Annotated in this window: 17 protein-coding genes; 10 read left to right on the forward strand and 7 right to left on the reverse strand. The window is 71.3% G+C overall.

Annotated elements, in window-relative coordinates; translation table 11 throughout:
- Window positions 1-14 precede the first annotated feature (14 nt).
- Window positions 15-1,445 (reverse strand): PP2C family protein-serine/threonine phosphatase, encoded by a 1,431-nt coding sequence (locus ACGFZQ_RS13365; protein ID WP_393840460.1) that lies wholly within the window; start codon window positions 1,443-1,445, stop codon window positions 15-17.
- A gap of 348 nt (window positions 1,446-1,793) precedes the next feature.
- On the opposite strand from ACGFZQ_RS13365, the gene ACGFZQ_RS13370 reads away from it, so the two are divergent.
- Complete coding sequence (locus ACGFZQ_RS13370) at window positions 1,794-2,207, forward strand: SsgA family sporulation/cell division regulator (protein ID WP_393840461.1); 414 nt, start codon at window positions 1,794-1,796, stop codon at window positions 2,205-2,207.
- A 139-nt stretch (window positions 2,208-2,346) separates the two neighbouring features.
- Window positions 2,347-3,765 carry an alkaline phosphatase family protein gene (locus ACGFZQ_RS13375; protein WP_393840462.1) on the forward strand — a complete coding sequence of 473 codons (1,419 nt, stop codon included), beginning with the start codon at window positions 2,347-2,349 and terminating at the stop codon, window positions 3,763-3,765.
- A 13-nt stretch (window positions 3,766-3,778) separates the two neighbouring features.
- On the opposite strand, the gene ACGFZQ_RS13380 is transcribed toward ACGFZQ_RS13375, so the two are convergent.
- Window positions 3,779-4,792: a Gfo/Idh/MocA family protein gene (locus tag ACGFZQ_RS13380; protein WP_393840463.1), complete on the reverse strand. Its 1,014-nt coding sequence runs from the start codon at window positions 4,790-4,792 to the stop codon at window positions 3,779-3,781.
- 67 nt (window positions 4,793-4,859) lie between these two features.
- Window positions 4,860-5,954 carry a chemotaxis protein gene (locus ACGFZQ_RS13385; protein WP_393840464.1) on the reverse strand — a complete coding sequence of 365 codons (1,095 nt, stop codon included), beginning with the start codon at window positions 5,952-5,954 and terminating at the stop codon, window positions 4,860-4,862.
- 102 nt (window positions 5,955-6,056) lie between these two features.
- On the opposite strand from ACGFZQ_RS13385, the gene ACGFZQ_RS13390 reads away from it, so the two are divergent.
- The 3 genes from ACGFZQ_RS13390 to asnB all read left to right on the forward strand — a co-directional run bounded on the left by ACGFZQ_RS13390 (window position 6,057) and on the right by asnB (window position 9,470).
- Complete coding sequence (locus ACGFZQ_RS13390) at window positions 6,057-6,407, forward strand: hypothetical protein (protein ID WP_393840465.1); 351 nt, start codon at window positions 6,057-6,059, stop codon at window positions 6,405-6,407.
- An 89-nt stretch (window positions 6,408-6,496) separates the two neighbouring features.
- Window positions 6,497-7,300 carry an alpha/beta fold hydrolase gene (locus tag ACGFZQ_RS13395; protein WP_393840466.1) on the forward strand — a complete coding sequence of 268 codons (804 nt, stop codon included), beginning with the start codon at window positions 6,497-6,499 and terminating at the stop codon, window positions 7,298-7,300.
- Window positions 7,301-7,631: 331 nt separating this feature from the next.
- A complete protein-coding gene (asnB, locus tag ACGFZQ_RS13400; RefSeq protein ID WP_393840467.1) occupies window positions 7,632-9,470 on the forward strand; it encodes an asparagine synthase (glutamine-hydrolyzing) in 1,839 nt (612 codons plus the stop codon).
- 3 nt (window positions 9,471-9,473) lie between these two features.
- Here asnB and ACGFZQ_RS13405 read toward each other — a convergent pair whose 3' ends face one another.
- Complete coding sequence (locus tag ACGFZQ_RS13405; RefSeq protein WP_393840468.1) at window positions 9,474-11,087, reverse strand: alpha/beta hydrolase; 1,614 nt, start codon at window positions 11,085-11,087, stop codon at window positions 9,474-9,476.
- Between the two features lie 279 nt (window positions 11,088-11,366).
- Between ACGFZQ_RS13405 and ACGFZQ_RS13410 the strand changes: the two genes are divergently transcribed.
- Together ACGFZQ_RS13410 and ACGFZQ_RS13415 are read left to right on the forward strand one after the other, a co-directional pair.
- Window positions 11,367-12,044, forward strand: coding sequence for a chaplin (locus tag ACGFZQ_RS13410; protein ID WP_393840469.1), 678 nt, complete (start codon window positions 11,367-11,369; stop codon window positions 12,042-12,044).
- Between the two features lie 283 nt (window positions 12,045-12,327).
- On the forward strand, window positions 12,328-13,182 hold the full coding sequence (locus ACGFZQ_RS13415) for a GNAT family N-acetyltransferase (RefSeq protein ID WP_393840470.1): 855 nt from the start codon (window positions 12,328-12,330) through the stop codon (window positions 13,180-13,182).
- Here the strand turns inward: ACGFZQ_RS13415 and ACGFZQ_RS13420 are convergent.
- Complete coding sequence (locus ACGFZQ_RS13420; protein WP_393840471.1) at window positions 13,134-14,393, reverse strand: MFS transporter; 1,260 nt, start codon at window positions 14,391-14,393, stop codon at window positions 13,134-13,136. The genes ACGFZQ_RS13415 and ACGFZQ_RS13420 overlap by 49 nt on opposite strands.
- A gap of 59 nt (window positions 14,394-14,452) precedes the next feature.
- Between ACGFZQ_RS13420 and ACGFZQ_RS13425 the strand changes: the two genes are divergently transcribed.
- Both ACGFZQ_RS13425 and ACGFZQ_RS13430 read left to right on the forward strand, forming a co-directional pair.
- Complete coding sequence (locus ACGFZQ_RS13425) at window positions 14,453-14,827, forward strand: MerR family transcriptional regulator (RefSeq protein WP_393840472.1); 375 nt, start codon at window positions 14,453-14,455, stop codon at window positions 14,825-14,827.
- Window positions 14,828-14,867: 40 nt separating this feature from the next.
- The gene (locus ACGFZQ_RS13430) at window positions 14,868-15,644 is read left to right on the forward strand and encodes a GNAT family N-acetyltransferase (protein WP_393840473.1); all 777 of its coding nucleotides are present in this window, start codon (window positions 14,868-14,870) and stop codon (window positions 15,642-15,644) included.
- 15 nt (window positions 15,645-15,659) lie between these two features.
- Here ACGFZQ_RS13430 and ACGFZQ_RS13435 read toward each other — a convergent pair whose 3' ends face one another.
- Window positions 15,660-15,923 (reverse strand): GlsB/YeaQ/YmgE family stress response membrane protein, encoded by a 264-nt coding sequence (locus ACGFZQ_RS13435; RefSeq protein ID WP_360486309.1) that lies wholly within the window; start codon window positions 15,921-15,923, stop codon window positions 15,660-15,662.
- A gap of 217 nt (window positions 15,924-16,140) precedes the next feature.
- Here ACGFZQ_RS13435 and ACGFZQ_RS13440 point away from each other — a divergent pair, with 217 nt between their 5' ends.
- Complete coding sequence (locus ACGFZQ_RS13440; RefSeq protein WP_393840474.1) at window positions 16,141-17,565, forward strand: hydrolase; 1,425 nt, start codon at window positions 16,141-16,143, stop codon at window positions 17,563-17,565.
- Here ACGFZQ_RS13440 and ACGFZQ_RS13445 read toward each other — a convergent pair.
- The gene (locus tag ACGFZQ_RS13445; RefSeq protein WP_393840475.1) at window positions 17,552-20,299 is read right to left on the reverse strand and encodes an exo-beta-D-glucosaminidase; all 2,748 of its coding nucleotides are present in this window, start codon (window positions 20,297-20,299) and stop codon (window positions 17,552-17,554) included. The two genes, ACGFZQ_RS13440 and ACGFZQ_RS13445, sit on opposite strands and share 14 nt — an antisense overlap.
- Window positions 20,300-20,328: the final 29 nt, after the last annotated feature.

The raw sequence follows: 20,328 nt of genomic DNA on the forward strand, positions 1-20,328 counted from the left end.
GGCGGCAGCCGCCCCTATTCACTCACCTTGGCGATGAGTACGCAGGCCTCGTCCTCGCGCTCGGTCTCGCCGAACTCCTCGATCACGGCCCTGACACAGTCCTGGGCGGTGCGTGCCGCCCCGAACCGCGGGGACAGCCCGAGGAGCCGGTCCAGGGAGTCCGCCGCGCTGTGCCCGGGCAACAGCCCGTCGGTGTGCAGCAGGAGCAGGTCGCCGGGTTCCAGGGCCACTTCGGCCTGCCCGTAACCGGCTCCCGAGGTGGCGCCGAGCAGGACGCCGTCCGGCGCGCTCAGCACGCACCCCGTCCCGTCGCGGAACAGCAGCGGGGCGGGGTGTCCTGCCTGCGCCCAGGTCAGGGTGCGGGTCGTGGGGCGGTAGCGGCAGCAGACGGCGCTGCCCAGCGCGGGTTGCACGGTGGCGTCGAGCAACTGGTTGAGCAGGGACATGAGCTGCCCCGGCTGGGCACCGGCCATCGCCATCCCGCGTACGGCGCCCAGCAGCATCGTCATGCCCGAGGCGACGGCGACACCGTGTCCGGTGAGGTCGCCGACGCTGAGCAGGGTGTCGCCGTCGGGCAGCTCCAGCGCGTCGTACCAGTCGCCGCCGAGCAGGGCGCTGGCCCCGGACGGCAGGTAGTGGGCGGCGGCGTCGAGGGTGCCCGGGCCGCGGTGTGGCAGCCGCAGCGCGCCGCGCCCCGGCGGCAGCGCGGCTTCCTGCAGTTCGGCCGCGAGCCGCTGCTCGGTCTGGTCCCGCCGGCGCTGGTGCCGCATCGAGTCGCGGGTCTCGCGCACCGTGCGCTGGCTGCGCCGCAGTTCGCTGACGTCCCGCAGCACGGCCCACATCGAGGCGGTACTGCCGTCGCCGCCGAGCACGGGCTCGCCCATCATGTGCACGGTCCGCACGTTCCCGTCGGGCCGCAGGACGCGGAACTCGCCGTCGATCGGCTTGGCGTCGACCAGGCAGTCGGTGACCATCGCGGTCAGCCCGGGCCGGTCCTCGTCCAGGACCAGGGCGGGCAGTTCGTCGAGGGTGAGCGCGGGCGCGGCCGGGTCGCGGCCGAGGATCTGGTAGAGCTCGCCGGACCAACTGGCCTCGTCCGTCAGGAGGTTCCACTCCGCGCTGCCGACCCGGCTGAGCAGCGAACCGTGCGGGATGCCGGCCGGTGCCGGGGGACGCACCGGCCCGGCGTCCGGGCCGGGCGGCAGCGCCGCGGGGCCGTCCCGCAGCTGCGCCAGGTGCTCGTCCAGATCGTTGAGCTGATGCAGTGCCAGGTCGTACAGCGCGCGCTGCCAGCGGTCCCGGGGGTCCGAACCGTCGCTCCGGGTGTCCCGTCGTACGGCGTCCACATCGCCCTTGAGCCGCCGCGTCTGCGATATCAACGCCTCGACCGAGCCGCGCCCGGGCGGCTGGGCGGCGGGGCGGTCCGCGGAGACATGGGACGGCATGACGCACTCCGATGCGGGGACGGTACGGCCAGGACGGGCGGGGGACCGGTTACGACTGTTGCACAGCCTGCGACGCCCCGTAAGGGATTTGGCAACACACGATACGGTGGTGCTTCTGACATATGCCAGAGTCTTCAGGGGCTGGTGGACCGCCCTGAAAGACGTACGCGGTCGTGTGGGGCAAGTCGTAGGCGGTCTACGCGACTTGACCTATTTTCAAGGGTGTTCGTGTCGCGCTCGGGCGACTGTTCGACGCGCCTGTGTTCGCAGTGTCGCGGTCTCGGCCAACCGCGGCAACTCTGTCCGGATTTCGCGTCATGCGAGGGGCACCTGTGGAGTCCTACAGGCATGGACATCACTTTCGAGCAAGCTGCCCGCGCCCGGCTGATCACCGCCGAGGACCAGGAGGTCCCGGTGCCCGCCACGCTCCGGTACACCTCCGGTGATCCGCTGGCCGTGTTCGTCGACTTCCCCGCCGAGGTCACCCTCGGCGGGGAGGAAGTCACCTGGACCTTCGCGCGCTCGCTGCTTGACCAGGGTCTCGATGTCCCCGCCGGGCGCGGGGACGTGCACATCTGGCCCTGCGGCCGGGGTCGTACGGCCGTGGAGTTCCATTCGCCGCACGGGCTCGCCCTGCTGCAGTTCGACACCCAGGCGCTCGTCCGTTTCCTGCAGCGCACCCACGAGTTGGTGGCGCCGGGGGAGGAGGACGTCGAGGCGGTCGTGGAGCGGGGGCTGAGCACGCTGTTCGGGGGAGTGTGAGAGGGATCCGGCGCTACCGACGCGTACTTTGACTTCTGTTCACTCCGCCTCACCGCTCCGGTCCGGACCCTGATGAACGCCCCGTGCACCCTTGCGCGCGGTAGGCCACAGGGGCACACCCGTGACGAGGACGGGGCGAATGACACCGATCAGCCGAAGAGGCTTCGTGGGACTGGGCGCTTCCGTGGCGGCGGGCATGGCAGTGAGCACCGCCGGCCCACGGACGGCGGCCGCGGCCCAGAGCACGGCGACCGGCACGATCTCGGACGTGAAGCACGTGGTCATCCTGATGCAGGAGAACCGCAGCTTCGACCACTACTTCGGGCGCCTCAAGGGCGTCCGCGGCTTCGCGGACCGCAGCGGTATCATCCTGAGCGGCGGCTATCCGGTCTTCAACCAGCCCAACGGCTCGGGCCGCCAGTATCCCTGGAAGCTCAGCGCCACCCCCGACGCCGGCGGCCAGGACGGCGAGACCCTAGCCCAGTGCAACGGCGACCTGCCGCACTCCTGGTCCTCCCAGCACTCCGCCTGGAACAAGGGCCGTCTGGACAACTGGGTCGCGGGAGTCGGCAACGTGCGGTCCCTCGGCTACCTGGACCGCTCCGACATCCCCTTCCCCTACGCGCTCGCCGACAACTACACGATCTGCGACGCCTACTTCTGCTCCACCCTCAGCGCCACCGGCCCCAACCGCACCTACCTGTGGAGCGGCAAGGTCGACCCCGCCGGCTACGACGGCGGCGGCGAGTCCGGCCTGACCTGGCAGAACTACGCCGAGGCCCTGCAGAACGCCGGAGTGACCTGGAAGGTCTACCAGAACGCCCAGGACAACTACGGGGACAACGGCTGCGCCTACTTCAAGAACTTCGCCGGCGCCAAGGCGGGCAATCCGCTGTACGACCGGGGCATGGCCTCGGTCCCCAGGGTGACGGGCTCCACCCCCGACGACATCGCCGCGGCCATCAGGGCCGACGCCGTCGCGGGCACCCTCCCGCAGGTCTCCTGGGCGGTCGCCAACCAGGCCTTCTCCGAGCACCCCTACCAGGGCACTCCGGCCACCCGGGCGGCGCACTTCTCCCTGCACCCGAACGCCTACCGGGACACCACGCCCTGGCAGTACACGGTGGCCGCGGGCGGGACCGCCTCCGACTACTTCGAAATCGGCACGGGGTACGGCGCCGGCAAGTACGACCTGAGCATGGTCGGCCCCAACCGCTTCCTGCGCCGCTTCCAGGGCGACGCCACCAAAGCCGGCAAGTCGGCCGAGGTGAGCACCCGTTACACCGTGGAGCCCGGCACCGGCAAGCTCGCCGTCTGGTTCAGGATGACCAACTCGGGCTCGGCTTCGGTGAAGTTCACCATCACCTCGAACAACTACCGCACCGACGGCCCCTGGACCTATCAGGTCGCGGCCGGTGCCTCGGCCGAGGACTACTTCAACGCCGTCGCCTACCAGGGCGGTTGGTACGACTTCACGGTCACGGTGGACTCCGACGCGACCTGGTCGCGTCGGTTCACCGGTCACCTGGAGACGGGCTCCGCGAGCGTCAGCGGCTGACCAATCAGGCGTATCAGTCGTACAGGTCCGGACGCGGGGCGAGTTCGACGGTCGTACGGCCACCGGACTCCAGCGCCCGGACCCCGGCCTCGGCGACGACGGAGGACGCGTAGCCGTCCCAGACGCTCGGTCCGGTGACCCGGCCCTGCCGGGTGGCGTCCACCCAGGACTGCACCTCGCGGTCGTAGGCGTCGGCGAACCGCACCAGATAGTCCTGCGGCACCTCCTCGCGGGCCGCGCCCGCCGAGGTGACCAGCATGGTGTGGTCCTCGCCGATCCGGGCGCTGCCCCGCTCGCAGACCGCCTCGCAGCGCACCTGGTAGCCGAATCCGCAGTTGACGAAGACCTCGACGTCGACGAGGGCGCCGCCGTCGGTCTCGAAGAGCACCAGCTGCGGGTCGAGCAGCCCCTGCGGGGCGCCGGAGGACGGCTTCGGCCGCAGCACGGTCACCGCGGTCAGCTCCTGGCCGAGCAGCCAGCGGGCCGCGTCGATCTCGTGCGAGACCGAGCTGTTGATCAGCATGGCGCTGGTGAAGCCGGGCGGCGAGGACACGTTGCGGTGGGTGCAGTGCAGCATCAGCGGCCGGCCCAGGCCGCCGCCGTCCAGCAGGGACTTCAGCCGCTGATACTCGGCGTCGTAACGGCGCATGAACCCGATCTGGGCCAGCCTGCGGCCGAGCCCGGCTTCGGCCTCCACGACCCGGAGCGCACCTGTGGAGTCCGGCACCATGGGCTTCTCGCACAGCACCGGCAGCCCGCGGCTGAAGGCCGCGAGCAGCGGCTCCTCGTGCGCCGGGCCGGGCGAGGCGATCAGCACTGCCTCGACACCGGGCGCGTCCAGGGCGGCCAGCGGATCCGCGTGGACGGTGACCCCGTCGAGGCCGGCCACCGCCTGCTTGGCGCGGTCCAGGTCGGGGTCGGCCACCGCCGCCACCCTCGCACCGCTCACTACTTGATCGAGCCGTCGTATGTGGTCGGCGCCCATGTGTCCGGCACCCAGTACCGCGACGCCCAGCAGCTCAGCCACGCCCACACTCCCTCTCAGCCGATGATCACGCTGCAGAGCCTAGACGTCGGCCGAGTGAGCGGGTTCGTCAGTACCGCAGCACCCCGGCGATGCCGTTCTCGTCGCCCAGCGTGCCGTCCGGGACGAAGCGGACGTCGGCGCCGGTCTCCAGGCACTGCTCGACGATCTCGTCCACGATGTCGTCGCGGGCGTCGAGGTCGCCGCTCGCGGCCGGGACGAGGTGGTCGCCGTCGTCACGGACGGTCGTGCGGTAGTTCTCCTCGACGGCGAGGAGCCGGACTCGGCCCTCACGGGCGCTCTGCCAGACCTCGTCGACACCGGCCGCGAACGTCCTGTGACCGCGTGCCGATTCCAGTTCCCGGGTCACCGACGCGGTGTTGCGGCGGGAGTCCGCGTCCAGCAGCGGCTGAATCACCTGCCACACGGCCTCAGGGCCCGCGTGCGTGAGTCCGCCGTGCTGCACCGGGATGGTGAACCTGGCGACGTTGCCGAACTCCTCCCACAGGGACAGCGCGGCCTGCTCACCGGTGACGTACAGGCGCCGCGGCTGCTCACGCAGCAGTGCGGCCATCATGGTGTCCGCGTCCCGCAGGAAGCGTTTGGTGTCCTCGTCGCGGAAGGTGCTGGGCATGTCGCCGATGCGCTGGAGCCGCTCGGCGTCGAAGTTCTCCTGGCTGCGGGTCATCGGGAAGCCTCCGGCCTGGCTCTCGGTGACCCGGTCGATCCCGCCGTTCCACAGTGTGATGCGGTCGGCCGAGATCGACAGTACCCAGAACGGCCGCTCGGAGGCCTGGGCCGAGACCAGGTTGCGGGTGAGGAAGGTGTCCGAGAGCACCACGCGCTCGGGCACGCTGCGGGCCAGCGACCACACCTGGTGCTCACCCGGCGCGGCGAAGATCACCAGGCCGTCCTCGGCATGCGCGAGATCGACCTCGGCGAGGGCCCGGTCGAGCTGGTCGAAGAGGTCGCTACGGCGCTCCCGGGTGACCGATGGATCGGTTTCCAGCTGCTTCTTCGCCTCGGCCACGACATTGCGCAGCCGGACGGGATCCTGGGCGTTGTCTGGCTCGCGGCGGTGCGTCGGCGTCAGCACGGAGACGGCGGGGTAGGGGCGCGGGCGGCGCAGCTCGGCGAGGGTCGAAGGACTGAGTGCGTGCTCCATACCAGCACCATAGAGCCGATTCGCCATTGCGGCATTTGGGGTAATCAACCCAACGGGAGTCACGCAGCGGGATTCGTCCGGTGAGTGGTGGAGGTGAGCGCGATGGCCCGGCTGACCGTCGACGGTGACGAGGTCGTCGTCCGTCTGGGAGGGCGTGAGCGGCTGCTCGCCCACCGCCGCGGGCTCAGGGTGCCGCTCGCGCAGGTGCGCGGGGCCACGGTGGAGCCCGACTGGTGGCGGGTGCTGCGCGGCGAACCGCACCCCGGCCACTTCCTGCCCGACCGGTTCTGCGTCGGCGCCTGGAGGTATCCGGGCGGCCGGGACTTCGTCGCCGTCCACGAACACGGTCCGGTCGTCCTGGTCGACCTGGCCCCGTCCGCGCCCTTCGCCCGGCTCGCGGTGTCCGCGGACGACGCCGAGGCGGTGGTGGCGGCCATCAGAGGCACGCTGTAACCGTGTTGAGGCCGGCTGCCCGATGACGGTGGGCGGGGCGGCCGGTTACCGTACCCGGCAGTAACCGGATCGCGCCCCAGGAGGCCCCCATGCCGCAGCTCGAAGTCGACGGAGCGGCGCTGACGTACGACGACGAGGGCCCCCGGGACGGCGCCGCCGCGCCCCTGGTGTTCATCCACGGCTGGACCGCCGACCGGCACCGCTGGGACCACCAGATGGCGCACTTCGCCGAGGACCGCCGGGTGATCCGTCTCGACCTGCGCGGTCACGGCGAGAGCACCGGGGCCGGTGTGAAGACGATCGCCGAGCTCTCCCAGGACGTCGTCGCCCTTCTCGACCATCTCGAGGTGGATCGTTTCGTCCCCGTCGGTCATTCCATGGGCGGCATGATCTCCCAGACCCTCGCGCTCACCCATCCCGAGCGGGTCGAGCGGATGGTGCTGGTCAACTCCATCGGCAAGATGACGTACAGCCGCGGCCGCGGCCTGCTGATGGCGGCCTCCACCCTCGTGCCGTTCAAGCTGTTCGTCGCCGCCAACATCCAGCGCGCCTTCGCTCCGGGATACCCCCGTGAGGAGATACGCGGGTACGTCCGCGCCTCCGCGGGCACCCCGCGCGAGGTCGTCATGACGCTGTACGGGGCCATGCGGGCCTTCGACGTCCTCGACCGGGCGGGGGAGATCGCCGCGCCCACCCTGATGGTGCACGGCTACCACGACGTCCAGCTGCCGGTCGGGCAGATGCTGCGGATGGCCAAGGCCTACCCGGACGCCGAGGTCCGGATCATCGACGCCGGCCATGAGCTTCCCGTGGAGCGGCCGGCCGAGCTGACGGCGGCGCTGGACCGGTTCCTGACGGTGGTGCCGGTGCGCGTGGAGCGCGCGGACGCGTAGCGCGAGGACGCGACAGCGAGAGCGGCAGGTGACCGGCGCCCGGTGAAAACCGCGGCGCCGGTTCCGTTTGGGGAAGTTTTTGCGGTTGGCCTGTTCCGGGCGGGCGGGGCCCGGTGCGGGGCGGGTTCGCGGGCCTCGTGCGGGCAAAGCGCGGCCGAAAGAGTGAGGCGGGGCGGCCGTCCGTGTTACGGCCAGGTTGACCGGCGCGGGTCCCGGGCGCACGCTCGTTATATAGGTGCTGAATACAAGTGGTTCGCTCGGGCAATCGCCTTTCGTCGTGGAACCGCAGGTGGCGGGTGTTGTCCGGGGGACCGGCAGCAGGAGGTAACGCATGTGTGGCATCACCGGCTGGGTCTCCTTCGACCGTGACCTCACCACCGAGACGCGCGCATTGGATGCAATGACGGAGACCATGGCCTGCCGCGGTCCCGACGACCGGGGTACCTGGAGCGAGGGCCCCGCGGCCCTGGGACACCGCCGGCTCGCGATCATCGACCTGCCCGGCGGTCACCAGCCCATGACCGTCCGCACCCCGGACGGCACCGTCGCGATGGTCTACTCCGGCGAGGCCTACAACTTCACCGAGCTGCGCCGCGAACTCGCCGACCGCGGCCACGAGTTCACCACCGACTCCGACACCGAGGTCGTACTCCGCGGCTATGTGGAGTGGGGCGACACCGTCGCCGAGCGGCTGAACGGCATGTACGCCTTCGCCGTCTGGGACGGCCGCCACGACAAGCTCGTGATGATCCGCGACCGTATGGGCATCAAGCCGTTCTACCTGTACCCGACCCCGGACGGCGTCCTGTTCGGCTCCGAGCCGAAGGCGATCCTGGCGAACCCGCTGGTGCGCCCCCGGGTCGGTCTGGACGGGCTGCGCGAGCTGTTCACCATGGTCAAGACCCCCGGGCACGCCGTGTGGGAGGGCATGCGCGAGGTCGAACCCGGCACCGTCGTCACCGTCGACCGCCACGGACTGCGCACCCGGACCTACTGGCGGCTGGAGACCCGCCCGCACGCCGACGACCGCGACACCACCGTGGCCACCGTCCGCGAGCTCCTCGACGACATCGTGCGCCGCCAGCTGGTCGCCGACGTGCCCCGCTGCACCCTGCTCTCCGGCGGCCTCGACTCCTCCGCCATGACCGCCCTGGCCGCCCAACAGCTCGCCGTGCAGGGCGAGAAGGTCCGCAGCTTCGCCGTCGACTTCGTCGGCCAGACCGACAACTTCGTCGCCGACGAACTGCGGGGCACCCCCGACACGCCCTTCGTGCACGACGTGGCCCGGCTCGCCCGCACCGACCACCAGGACATCGTCCTGGACGTGAACAGCCTCGCCGACCCCGCTGTCCGCGAGCGGGTGATCCGGGCCCGTGACCTGCCGGCCGGGTTCGGGGACATGGACGCCTCGCTCCTGCTGCTCTTCCGGGCCGTCCGCGACCAGTCCACCGTCGCGCTGTCGGGGGAGTCCGCCGACGAGGTGTTCGGCGGCTACCTGCAGTTCTTCGACGAGGACGCCCGCAACGCCGACACCTTCCCCTGGCTGTACCTGGCCGGCCGGCACTTCGGCGACGACACCGACGTACTGCGCAGCGACCTCACCAAGTCCCTCGACCTGGAGTCTTACATCGCCGACGGCTACCACTCCGCCGTCACCGGCGTCCAACGCCTCGACGGGGAGAGCGACTTCGAGTTCCGGATGCGCCGGATGAGCTATCTGCACCTCACTCGCTTCGTCCGCATGCTGCTCGACCGCAAGGACCGGATGAGCATGGCCGTCGGCCTGGAAGTCCGGGTGCCGTTCTGCGACCACCGGCTGGTCGAGTACCTCTACAACGCGCCCTGGGCCCTGAAGTCCTTCGACGGCCGCGAGAAGACCCTGCTCCGGGAGGCCACCCGGGACGTCCTCCCGCAGTCCGTGTACGACCGGGTCAAGAGCCCCTACCCGTCCACCCAGGACCCGGAGTACGGCCGGGCCCTCCAGGACCAGGTCAAGGACCTGCTGACCCGGCCCGACCACCGGGTCTTCGACCTCGTCGACCGCGAGAAGGTGGACCGTGCGGCCCACCGGACCGGGCTGAGCAGCCAGGTCGCCCGGCGCGGCCTGGAGCGCACCCTCGACCTGGCGCACTGGCTCGACCTCTACAGCCCCGAGCTGACCCTGTCCTGAGCCTCAGCCCGACGAGCCGGTGCCGGCGCCGCGGACGTCGGCGTCGGCCGGGCAGGAGCTGCCGTCGGCCGGCATCGTGCCGTACAGCAGGAAGTCGTCGACCTTGCCGTGTACGCACTTGGAGGACGTGTACCCGGTGTGGCCGTCGCCCCGGTTGTCCAGCACCACGGCCGACGGCCCGAGCCGCTTCGCCGTCTCGAGCGCCCAGCGGTACGGCGTCGCCGGGTCGCCGCGCGTGCCCACCAGCAGAATCGGGGCGGACGGCACGTCCTTCACCTTGTCGCGGATGAAGTCGGTGCCGCGCGGCCGGCCGTAGCAGAGCAGCACCTGGGTCAGCCGGAACCTGCCGAAGATCGGGGACGCCTGCTGGTACTCCCTGCCGAGCCGGTCGACGTCCTGGGTGAGCCGCTTGGCGCTCGGCCGGTCGGGGTCGTCGGCGCAGTTGACGGCCATCAGGGCGGCCGACAGGTTGTCCACGGGGATGTCGGCCCTGTCCACCAGCCCGCTGCCGCGGCGCTGCCCGACGGGGAGGGCGTAGCCGCCGGACGCCATGTTCTGCACTCCCCGGGTGTCACCGTCCTCGATCAGGGAGCCCAGCGCCCGCTCCAGCAGCGGCCACAGCTCCCTGCCGTACAGCCCCTGCCCGATGGCGCCCACCAGGTCCTGACCGGAGTAGGGGCCACCGAAGTCGGACGGCACCGGGTTCTCGTCCAGCGAGCGCACCAACTCCGCGACCGCCTCGCCCGCCTTGCGCCGATCCTGTCCGAACGGACACCCCAGGTCGGTGACGCACCAGTCCAGGAAGTCGTCCAGCGCCGTCTGCTGGCCCTGGGCGCCCGCCACCCCCTGCTCGGCCAGCGACTCGGTCAGCGTGTCCACACCGTCCAGGGCCATGCGGCCCACCTTGTGCGGGAACTGCGCCGCGTACACCGCGCCGAGCTTGGTGCCGTAGGAGAAGCCCAGGTAGTTCAGCTTCTTGTCGCCGAGTGCCTGGCGGATGACGTCCAGGTCCCGGGAGGCGTTCACGGTGCCTATGTGGGACAGCACGGGCCCGGAGTGCTCGGTGCACCGGACCGTGAGCTGCTTGAGGATCTTCATCAGGGCCTGCGGATGGGCGACGTCGGGGACCTTGTCGGTGCTCGTGTCGTCCGAGGGCTCGTCGAGGCCGTCGCCGCAGCTGACGGGGGAGGAGCGGCCGACCCCGCGCGGATCGAAGCCGACCACGTCATAGCCGTTGGTCAGGCTCATGAAGTCCTTGCCGGCCTGCCCGAGCCCGCTGACCCCCGAGCCGCCGGGGCCGCCGAAGTTCAGCAGCACCGAGCCGAGTGACTTCCCGGTCGCCCGGTACCGGGACAGCGCCAGGTCGATGGTGCCCTCGGCCGGCTTCGCGTAGTCGAGCGGCACGGTCACCTTGGCGCACTGCATGTCCTTGGGCAGCTCCACGTCCTTGCACGCCGTCCAGTGGGCCTTCTGCCGGTAGAAGCGACTCAGGTCCGGCTCCTTGCCGCTCGACGCCGCCGCGGCCGCGGGCAGCCCCGCGCCGAGCAGGGCCAGCGCGACGGCTCCGGCGCCGGCGCAACGACGCACGGCGGGCCGGTTACGGGGCATGGCCGGCATCGAGGGCCTCCAGGGACGCTCCGTGGCGGACCGGAAACAGGGCTTTCGATCACCATAAGCGGGTCCCGCTGGGCACGCCTCCCGGCGAGCGGGACGGGACGGGGTGCCGTACCCTGCCGCGATCACCGGCTTCCGGCCTCATACACGGTTTTGCCCCGGGTTCGATATCGATGTCACTCGATGGGGTGAAATGCGGATAAGCCATAACTCGCATGGCGTGGCCACGGTTTAACCGGTGCGGGCGAGCGCCCGCAACAATGTCTGGAAGGCAGGGAACCTATGAAACGGGTTACCCGAAACGGTGTGATCGCCGTCGCCGCCGCCTCCGGTGCGATGGCCGTGGCGGCCCCGTCCTGGGCCGACTCGGGCGCGGACGGCGTCGCTGCCGGTTCGCCCGGAGTGATCTCCGGCAACGGCATTCAGCTGCCGGTGCACATCCCGGTGAGTGTGTGCGGGAACACCGTCAACGTGGTGGGGCTCCTGAACCCGGCGGCCGGCAACACCTGCGTGAACGAGGGCGGCGGCGCCGGTGACGGCAAGTCCGGCGGCTCGGCCACCACCGGCGGCGCGCACGCGCAGGGCACCGAGGAGGACTCGCCCGGAGTGATCTCCGGCAACGGCATCCAGTTGCCGGTCGACCTCCCGGTGAACGTGAGCGGCAACAGCGTGAACGTGGTCGGGGCACTCAATCCGGCCACCGGCAACACCTCGGTGAACACCTCCGGCCACCCGAGCACGCCGGAGACTCCGCCCTCGCCCCCGGAGCCGCCCGCCCCGACCCCGGTCAAGACCCACCCCGGCCCCAAGACGGTCGACCCCGCCCCACCGCCGACCGCGACGACCACGCTGGCCCACACCGGGACGGACCTCACGGGTGCCGCCGCCGCGGGCAGCGCGGCGCTGCTGCTCGCCGGGACCGTCCTGCACCGGCGCTTCCGCCCGGGCCATATGCGCTGACGGCCCGGCGCGCCGCCGAGGCTGCGCGTCGAGAAACGTCCCTGCAGGCCCCACCGGACCCCGACCGGTGGGGCCTGCGCCGTGCGCTCGTCCCAGCGGGTCGTTTCGGTCAACAAGCCCGCCGAAGACGCCTGTTGCGCATGCCGACGGCTTGATCCCGGCGTGGTGCGGCGCCCGGTGATCAGGAAGGATGCTGCGGACGCGGCACCGCCCGCCGCGCTTTCCGACCGCACCGTCCGGGCGGCCCGGGCCGCCCAGACCAGCCGCTGAATGGAGCGCATCGATGACCTCTCCGGCCCCCCAGGACCTCGTCGTCACCCAGGCCACACCCGACGACTGGCCGGTGGTCCGCGGCTGGGCCGTGGACGAGGGCTGGAATCCCGGACTGTCGGACATCCCCGCCTTCTTCGCCCAGGACCCCGAAGGGTTCTTCATCGGCCGGGTCGACGGTGTACCCGTGTCGGCCGTCTCCGTCGTCAACCACGGCGCCGACTACGCCTTCCTGGGCTGGTACCTGGTCCGCCCCGACCTGCGCGGCCGCGGCCACGGCCTCGCCACCTGGAAGACCGCACTGGCGCACGCCGGCACCCGTACGGTCGGCCTCGACGGCGTGGTCGCCCAGCAGGACAACTACCGCCAGTCCGGGTTCGAACTGGCCTACCGCACCGCCCGTTTCGTCGGTTCCGCCCCGGCCGCCGGGATCCCCGCGGGCGTCCGACCGGCACGCGCCGCGGACCTGCCGGCCGTCACGGCGTACGACAACGCCTGCGGTCCGGCCGACCGGCCGCGGTTCGTGGCCGCCTGGCTGACCGGCGCCGGCCACCGGGCCTTCGTCCGCCACGACGGCGACCGCCTCACCGGCTACGGCGTGATCCGCCCCGGCCACGACTGCCTGCGTATCGGCCCCCTGTTCGCCGACACCGCCGAGGACGCCCGCGCCCTGTTCACCGCCCTCGTGGCCGAGGCGGCCGGCCGCCAGGTCGCCGTCGACGTGCCCGAGACCAGCACGGCGGGCGTCGCCCTCGCCGAGGAGGCCGGATTCACCCCCTCGTTCGAGACCGCCCGCATGTACACGGGCCCGGTCCGCGACTACGCCCTGGAGCGGGTCTTCGGCGTGACGACGCTCGAACTCGGCTGACCGGACGGGCGGTCGCGTCCCGCGCCGGGCCGGCTGCCCGGAAACGCGTGCCGCCGGCCCAGCGCGACGACCACGAGCGCGGCCGACACCAGCGGCAGCGCGGTCCAGGGCAGCGCGGCCGCGCCCAGCCGGTCCAGGGCGAGGCCGTCGGCCAGCGAACCGGCGGCGACGCCCGTGTTGTAGACGGTGGTCTGCAGCGAGGTCGCCACCTCGGCGTCGGCGGGCCCCGAGGCGTTCACCAGCGCGGTCTGGATCAGGGTCGGTGCCCCGCCGAAGGCCATGCCCCACAGGGCGACGGAGCCGACCAGCACCGCGGGCGTGCCGGCGTACCGGCCGAGGACCAGCAGCACGGCGGCGAACAGCGCCAGCGCGGTGAGCAGCGTGGCCCGCGGACGCCGGTCGACCAGGACGCCCGTGACCCAGATCCCGGCGACCGTGGCCGCGCCGAACACCGCCAGCAGCAGGCCCGTACGGCCGCCGCCGAACCCGGCGTGCCGGGCGAACGGCGCGAGGTAGGTGTACATCACCTGGTGTCCGAGCAGCAGGAAGAGGGTCACGGACAGCACCGGGCGGATACCCGGCCGTGCCGCGGCCTTCAGGAACGGCACCCGTGCGTGCGGCGGTTCACCGGGGAAGGCGGGCACCCGCCATCGCACCCAGCCCACCAGCGCCACGGCGCACCCGGCCAGGGCGGCGAAGGCGGCACGCCAGCCCACCGCACCGGCCAGCGCCGTACCGGCGGGCACGCCCAGCGCCAGCGCCAGGGTGATCCCGGCGAGGACGATCGCGATCGCCCGGCCGCGCAGCCCGGCCGGCACCATGCGGGCCGCGTACCCGGCGAGCATCGCCCACAGCGTCCCGCCCATCGCCCCGGCCGGCAGCCGGGCCGCGAAGCTGAGCGAGTAGGACGACGACAGCGCCACCAGGGCGTCGCTCACCGCCAGACCGATCAGCGCACCGTTCAGCACCGGCCGCCTCGGCAGCCCGCGCAGGGCGGCGGTGAGCGGGATCGCGGCCAGGAAGGAGGCCGCCGCGTAGCCGGTGACCAGGAAACCGACCCGGGACTCGGACACCCCGAGAGCCGGGGCCATCGAGGGCAGCAGGCCGGCCGGGAGGAGTTCGGTCAGCACGGCGATGAAAGCGGTCGCGGACAGGGCGAGCAGCCCGGACCAGGGCAGCGCAGCGCCCTTGACCTGGGAAGAGGTGGTCATGCGACCATGGTCGAACCCTGACATCGGTGTGAAGGCAAGCGGGCGCCGTGGAGGCCGCGATGAGGATCGGTGAACTCTCCCGCCGCACCGGCGTGCCCACCCGGCTGCTGCGCTACTACGTGGAACAGGACCTGCTCCACCCCGACCGCGCCGACAACGGCTACCGGTCCTACGGCGAGGCCGCCGTCCAGGACGTCCAGCAGATCCGCGGCCTGCTCGACTCCGGGCTGACCACGGAGATGATCCGCGCGATCCTGCCGTATCTCTCCGGGCCCGAGCAGATCCATCCGCCGCGCGAGTGCGTGACCCCGGAGACGGCCGCGCTGCTCAGCGGACACGTCGAGCGCATCCAGGCCCGCATCGACTGCCTGGCCCGCAACCGGGACCGGCTCGCCGCGTACCTGGCGGTCGTGCGGCCGAGCGGGAGCGGGTAATCGCGTTGCCCCGGTGGCGCGCGGATGGTGGAGTGCTCGGATGGATCATCAAGCGGTGCTCGCCCTGTACGACCGTGACATGCGCGAGGGCGCCCGGCCCGACGGTCCCGGCGCGCGTATCGAGCGCGCCGGCGCCGTGGTGCGCCAGGTGGCGGACAGCGAGGGATGGAACGGCGTCGTCTGGTCGGCCCTGAACGAGACGACCGCGGAGCGTGCGATCGCCGAGCAGATCGACCGCTTCCGCGGGCTGGTCCGCGACTTCGAGTGGAAGCTCTACGGCCATGACCTCCCGTCGGACCTCGGGGCGAGGCTCATCGAGGCCGGATTCCGGCCCGAGCCGGAGGAGGCGCTGATGATCGCCGAGGTCGCCGGGCTGACTGTCGACGCCGAACTTCCGGACGGCGTACGGGTGGTGCCCGCCCTGGACGCGGTGGGCGTCGATCTCGTGGTGGACGTCCATGAGAAGGCGTTCGGCACGGACGGCTCGTCGCTGCGGCACCGGTTGCTGACGCGGCTCGCCCAGCAGCCCGACACCCTGGTCGCGGTCGTCGCGCTGGCCGGGGACGAGCCGGTGAGCGCCGCCCGTATGGAGCTGGTGCCGGGGACGCGGTTCGCCGGGTTGTGGGGCGGCGGCACGGTGGAAGGGTGGCGGGGACGCGGTGTCTATCGCGCCCTCGTAGCCCATCGGGCCCGTGCCGCCGCGGCTCACGGCTACCGGTATCTGCAGGTGGACGCGTCTCCTATGAGTCGGCCGATCCTCCAGCGGCTGGGTTTCCACGCGCTGAGTACGACCACGCCGTACCTCTACGCGATGTGATCGGCGCGTTTCGGGCTACCGGCGTGCCCTGGTCCGGTCGAGTGCGGCCACTCCCAGTGCCGCCAGCGCGATCTGGATGAACCACTCGATCCAGTCCGGCCCCTTCGTGTCCGCCACGCCGAAGCCGGCCGCGATCGCCGAGCCCAGCAGCGCCGCCACGATGCCGACGACGATGGTCAGCAGAATGCCGATGTGCTGGCGGCCGGGAACGACCAGGCGCCCCAGCACACCGATGATGATACCGATGATGATGGCACTGATGATGCCCGAGATCTCCATGTCCGCCCCTCTTCGTCTGAACTCCGCTGAAGTCCAATCTGCCCGCTCAATTCGCGGGCAGTCCCCTCCGGTTGTTACAGCGGTTTTCTGTTCATCGATCCGACATGCCATGTACCTTTCAATGAGTCGACGCGTGTAGAAATCTCAACCAGGTTCTACGCGCGAAGAGTTGGCGCCCCCACCGCCTCAACCCCACCCCCTCATGGAGGTTCGCCGGATGTTTGGATCCAGCAGATCCCGCCACAGAATCACCACCGCTCTGGCCGGGTTCGCCCTGCTCACCACGGGAGCCGCCCTCCAGGTCGGCACCGCGGCCGCCCCCGCTCACGCGGCCACCACCTACCGCGTCCTGTTCGACGACGGCCACGCCGAGGAGGCGGGCAACGCGGACTGGATCATCTCCACCAGCAAGCCCGACCCGCTCTCCCAGGACTCGTCCCCCTCCTCGGAGACGGACTGGACCGGCGCGCTCTCGTCATGGGGCGTCGCCCTGCAGAAGACCGGCAGCTACAGCCTCAAGACCGCCACCAGCGCCCTGACGTACGGTGGTTCGTCGACGACCGACCTGTCGAACTTCGACGCGCTGGTGCTGCCCGAGCCGAACACGCTGTTCACGACCGCCGAGAAGACGGCCATCATGAACTTCGTGAAGAACGGCGGCGGCCTGTTCATGGTCTCCGACCACACCGGCGCCGACCGCAACAACGACGGCTACGACGCGGTCGAGATCTTCAACGACCTGATGACGAACAACAGCGTCGACTCGACCGACCCGTTCGGCTTCTCCGTCGACACCCTCGACGTCAGCTCCGGCTACCCGGCCGCCATCAGCGACAGCACCGATCCCGTGCTGCACGGTTCCTTCGGCACGGTCACCAAGAGCCTGATCGCCGACGGTACGACGGCGACGTTGAAGCCGTCGGACAACTCCGCCGTCAAGGGCCTCCTCTACCGCAGCGGCTACTCCGGCAACACCGGTGCCTTCTTCGCCACCAGCACCTTCGGCAGCGGACGCGTCGCCTTCTGGGGCGACACCTCGCCCGTCGACGACGGCACCGGACAGTCCGGCAACACGCTGTACGACGGCTGGAACGACAGCGGCGCCACCAACGCGGCCCTCGCCCTGAACGCCACCGCCTGGCTCGCCGGGGGCGGCAGCAGTGGCGGAGGCGGTGGCGGTGGCGGCACTTGCACCGCCGCCCAGCTCCTCGGCAACCCCGGCTTCGAGTCCGGCAACACCACCTGGACCGCCAGCAGCGGGGTCATCACCACCTCCAGCAGCGAGGCGGCCCGCACCGGCTCGTACAAGGCCTGGCTCGACGGCTACGGATCGGCCCACACCGACACGCTGTCCCAGTCGGTGACCATCCCGTCCGGCTGCTCCGCGACCCTCAGCTTCTATCTGCACGTGGACACCGCGGAGACCACCACCAGCACCGCCTACGACAAGCTGACGGTGACCGCCGGATCCACCACCCTGGCCACGTACTCCAACCTCAACGCGGCCTCCGGGTACGTGCTGAAGAGCTTCGACGTCTCCTCCCTGGCCGGCACCACGGCCACCATCACGTTCACCGGCGTCGAGGGTTCGACCCTCCAGACGTCCTTCGTCATCGACGACACCGCGCTCAACGTGAGCTGAGCCGGGCGGACGGTTCCGGCGCGGCTGCCGGAACCGTCCGCTCCGCCGCGTTCCAGCCGGAGACCCGCACCCGGGGCTCCGAGCCGTGCAGATCGGCGGTCCGGTAGGTGGCCGTGAGGGTCGCCGACTCGCCCGGCCACAGGCTCACCTCGTTGTCCGACCACTGGACCGGCAGCACCGGTCTGCCGTTCGCGTCGACGAGATGGACGTCCGTCAGCAGGGCCGGGGTCTTGTCCGTACCGGCGTTGCGGACCGTCACCGTGGTGGTCGACATGCCGTCCGCGGTCGTGGTCGACGCCGTGGCCGTGACCGGCACCTGGGCCATCGACGTCAGCCCCTTCAGGTCCGCGTAGCCGGTCGTCGGCGTGTAGTACCAGTCCGTGCCGGCCCAGTCGAGGGTGTCCGCCTTGGTGGAGAGCCAGTAGACGTTGCGGCTCACCTCCCGGCCGGCCGCGTCGCTCAGGACCAGCCGTGCCAGGTACGTGGAGGACAGTCCGCTCACCGACGCCGGCAGGGTGAACGCGGTGGTGTGCGCGCCGTCGCCCTCGACCGAGAGGCCGTTGACCGTCTTGTCGTACCTCTGCGTGCCGTCCGGGTCGAAGAGCGTCGCCCGAGCGGTGAGCCCGGACGCCTCCGTGTGCCGGTTGTTCACCACGGCCACCGAGCGGTCGTCGTACGAGTACTGGACGTGCAGCGGTTCGTTGGCCTTCTTCGCGCCGAAGTAGGCGCCGCCCTGGTCGAGATAACGGTCCATCAGCTGCCAGTGCAGCGACGTCCAGCCGCTGTTGAACATCCAGTAGACGACCCCGGTGGACGGCTTGGAGGCGTCGGTCTGGTTGCGCCCGTACGCCTCGTACTGGGCGCGGACGTTCTCGTACTGGGCGAGCTGCGCCTTGCGGACGTAGTCGGTGAGGCTCTTCGGGGCGCCGTAGCGGCCGGTGAGGGCGGCGTCGTAGATCTTCAGGGTGCCGAAGGTCGCGGACGGCGAGCGGTGGTACTGCTTGGCGTCGGGGTTCTTCCAGAGGGTGTCGAGTTCGGCCGGGGTCATCATCCGGCGCAGGGTGTCGAGGGTGGGGATGTCCGGGCCGGCGCTGGTCTCCGAGTTGAAGCCGGTGGCGCCGCCCTCGCGCTTGGCGTACCAGTAGCCCGGTGGGACCCAGTCGTAGGGGCCGGTCATCTTCATGCCCGAACTGCCCAGCTGGGGAGCCGACTTGTCCGAGGCGGCGGGAACCACCGGGACTCCCCAGTCGGCGGCGTCCAGGGCGTCCAGATAGCTCTTCTCGATCTTCGCGTCGGGCGCGGCGTCGCTGCCGATCAGGAAGGAGATCACGCTCGGGTGGTCACGCAGCCGGGCGGCCTCGGCGGCCATCGAGGCCTGGGCGACCTGGTAGTCGGCGGCGGTCCACTTCTCGCCGCTCTCGCCGCTGTTGGTCTGCCCCTCCCACTTGTCGCAGCACTCCCAGCCGGGCAGGGTGAGGACGCCGAGGCGGTCGGCGAGGTCGAAGAACTCGTCGGGCTCGATGTGGCCTTCCAGCCGGATGGCGTTGAGGCCCAGGTCCACGGCGTACCTGAGGCGGTCCTCGGCATAGGTGCGGTCCCAGCGCAGGAACTCGTCCGGTGACCAGCCGCCGCCCTTGATCAGCAGCCGGCGGCCGTTGATCGAGTACTGGCGGGCGCCGTCGGAGTTCAGCGGGGCCCGGACGTCCCGGATGCCGAAGGTCTCGTGGGCGGTGTCCGAAGCCGTGCCGCCGACTGACGCCGTGAGGTCGAGGTCGTGGAGCGGCTGGCCGCCCATCCCCGCGGGCCACCACACCTTCGGGGAAGTCAGATGCAGCCCCGGGGTGTCGGCGGGGGTGAAGGTGACGGTCCTGGTCTGGTGGGCCGCGAGCTCGACCGACCTGCTGAGGGTCACCCCGGCGACGGTGCCGGAGACCTCGGTGGTGACCGGGGTGTCCGAGTCGTTGCGGGCCTGTGCCTTCACCGTCAGGTCGGCCGTCGCGAGGGACGGCACCGCGAGCTTCGTCACCACGTGCGCGTCGCGCAGCGCGACCGGGCCGCCGCGCCGGACCAGGACGTCACGGACGATGCCCATGTTCTGGTCGGGCGGGGGCTGGAGCCAGTCGAGCCAGCCCATGGTGAGGTTCTTGTTCGGGTTGTTGGGCTGGATGCGGAAGGCGACCGTGTTCGTGCCGGCCGTCACCAGGGAGGTGACGTCCAGTTCATGGTGGGTGTAGGCGCCGGTGACGTCGGAGGTCGTCGCGACCCGGTGGCCGTTGACGTACACGTCGGCCACCGAGATCACCCCGCTGAAGTCCAGGTAGGTGCGCTGCGAAGGGTCCGCCACGGTGAAGTCGCTGCGGTACCACCAGGGCACCTGGAAGGGCGACTTGGGGATCTTCTGCAGGTTGGTGGAGACGAACGGGTCGTCGTACAGGCCGTCGGCGAGGAGCGCGGCCAGCACCGTGGAGCGGGGGCCCGCCGGGTACCAGCCCTTGGCCGGATAGCCGGGGGAGGAGACCGCCGCCGCCGAGTCGCTCACGTCGGCCGTCGACCGGATGGCGTAGCCGGACAGCGCGGTCCCCGACCCGGCGGTGGACGGCACACGGGTGATCCGGGCGGGCCCGTGGGCCGGGTCGTGGGCCCCGGCCCAGGCACTGGTGTTGAGTGAACCGAGCAGGCCCAGGGCCACGGCGGCCGTGGCGAGGCGGTGTCCGGGGGCGCGGCGAGGGAACACGGTGGTCTCCAGGCTCGTAAAGTTAGGAA

It is taken from the genome of Streptomyces sp. NPDC048254 (assembly GCF_043201895.1).
Taxonomy (GTDB): domain Bacteria; phylum Actinomycetota; class Actinomycetes; order Streptomycetales; family Streptomycetaceae; genus Streptomyces.

Excerpts from the sequence above, each read along its gene's own strand:
- ACGFZQ_RS13415 (WP_393840470.1), top strand. The coding sequence starts at position 12,328 with ATGACCTCTCCGGCCCCCCAGGACCTCGTCGTCACCCAGGCCACACCC.
- asnB (WP_393840467.1), top strand. The coding sequence starts at position 7,632 with ATGTGTGGCATCACCGGCTGGGTCTCCTTCGACCGTGACCTCACCACC.
- ACGFZQ_RS13425 (WP_393840472.1), top strand. The coding sequence starts at position 14,453 with ATGAGGATCGGTGAACTCTCCCGCCGCACCGGCGTGCCCACCCGGCTG.
- ACGFZQ_RS13375 (WP_393840462.1), top strand. The coding sequence starts at position 2,347 with ATGACACCGATCAGCCGAAGAGGCTTCGTGGGACTGGGCGCTTCCGTG.
- ACGFZQ_RS13395 (WP_393840466.1), top strand. The coding sequence starts at position 6,497 with ATGCCGCAGCTCGAAGTCGACGGAGCGGCGCTGACGTACGACGACGAG.
- ACGFZQ_RS13390 (WP_393840465.1), top strand. The coding sequence starts at position 6,057 with ATGGCCCGGCTGACCGTCGACGGTGACGAGGTCGTCGTCCGTCTGGGA.
- ACGFZQ_RS13430 (WP_393840473.1), top strand. The coding sequence starts at position 14,868 with ATGGATCATCAAGCGGTGCTCGCCCTGTACGACCGTGACATGCGCGAG.
- ACGFZQ_RS13420 (WP_393840471.1), bottom strand. The coding sequence starts at position 14,393 with ATGACCACCTCTTCCCAGGTCAAGGGCGCTGCGCTGCCCTGGTCCGGG.
- ACGFZQ_RS13440 (WP_393840474.1), top strand. The coding sequence starts at position 16,141 with ATGTTTGGATCCAGCAGATCCCGCCACAGAATCACCACCGCTCTGGCC.
- ACGFZQ_RS13405 (WP_393840468.1), bottom strand. The coding sequence starts at position 11,087 with ATGCCGGCCATGCCCCGTAACCGGCCCGCCGTGCGTCGTTGCGCCGGC.
- ACGFZQ_RS13385 (WP_393840464.1), bottom strand. The coding sequence starts at position 5,954 with ATGGAGCACGCACTCAGTCCTTCGACCCTCGCCGAGCTGCGCCGCCCG.
- ACGFZQ_RS13410 (WP_393840469.1), top strand. The coding sequence starts at position 11,367 with ATGAAACGGGTTACCCGAAACGGTGTGATCGCCGTCGCCGCCGCCTCC.
- ACGFZQ_RS13365 (WP_393840460.1), bottom strand. The coding sequence starts at position 1,445 with ATGCCGTCCCATGTCTCCGCGGACCGCCCCGCCGCCCAGCCGCCCGGG.
- ACGFZQ_RS13370 (WP_393840461.1), top strand. The coding sequence starts at position 1,794 with ATGGACATCACTTTCGAGCAAGCTGCCCGCGCCCGGCTGATCACCGCC.
- ACGFZQ_RS13435 (WP_360486309.1), bottom strand. The coding sequence starts at position 15,923 with ATGGAGATCTCGGGCATCATCAGTGCCATCATCATCGGTATCATCATC.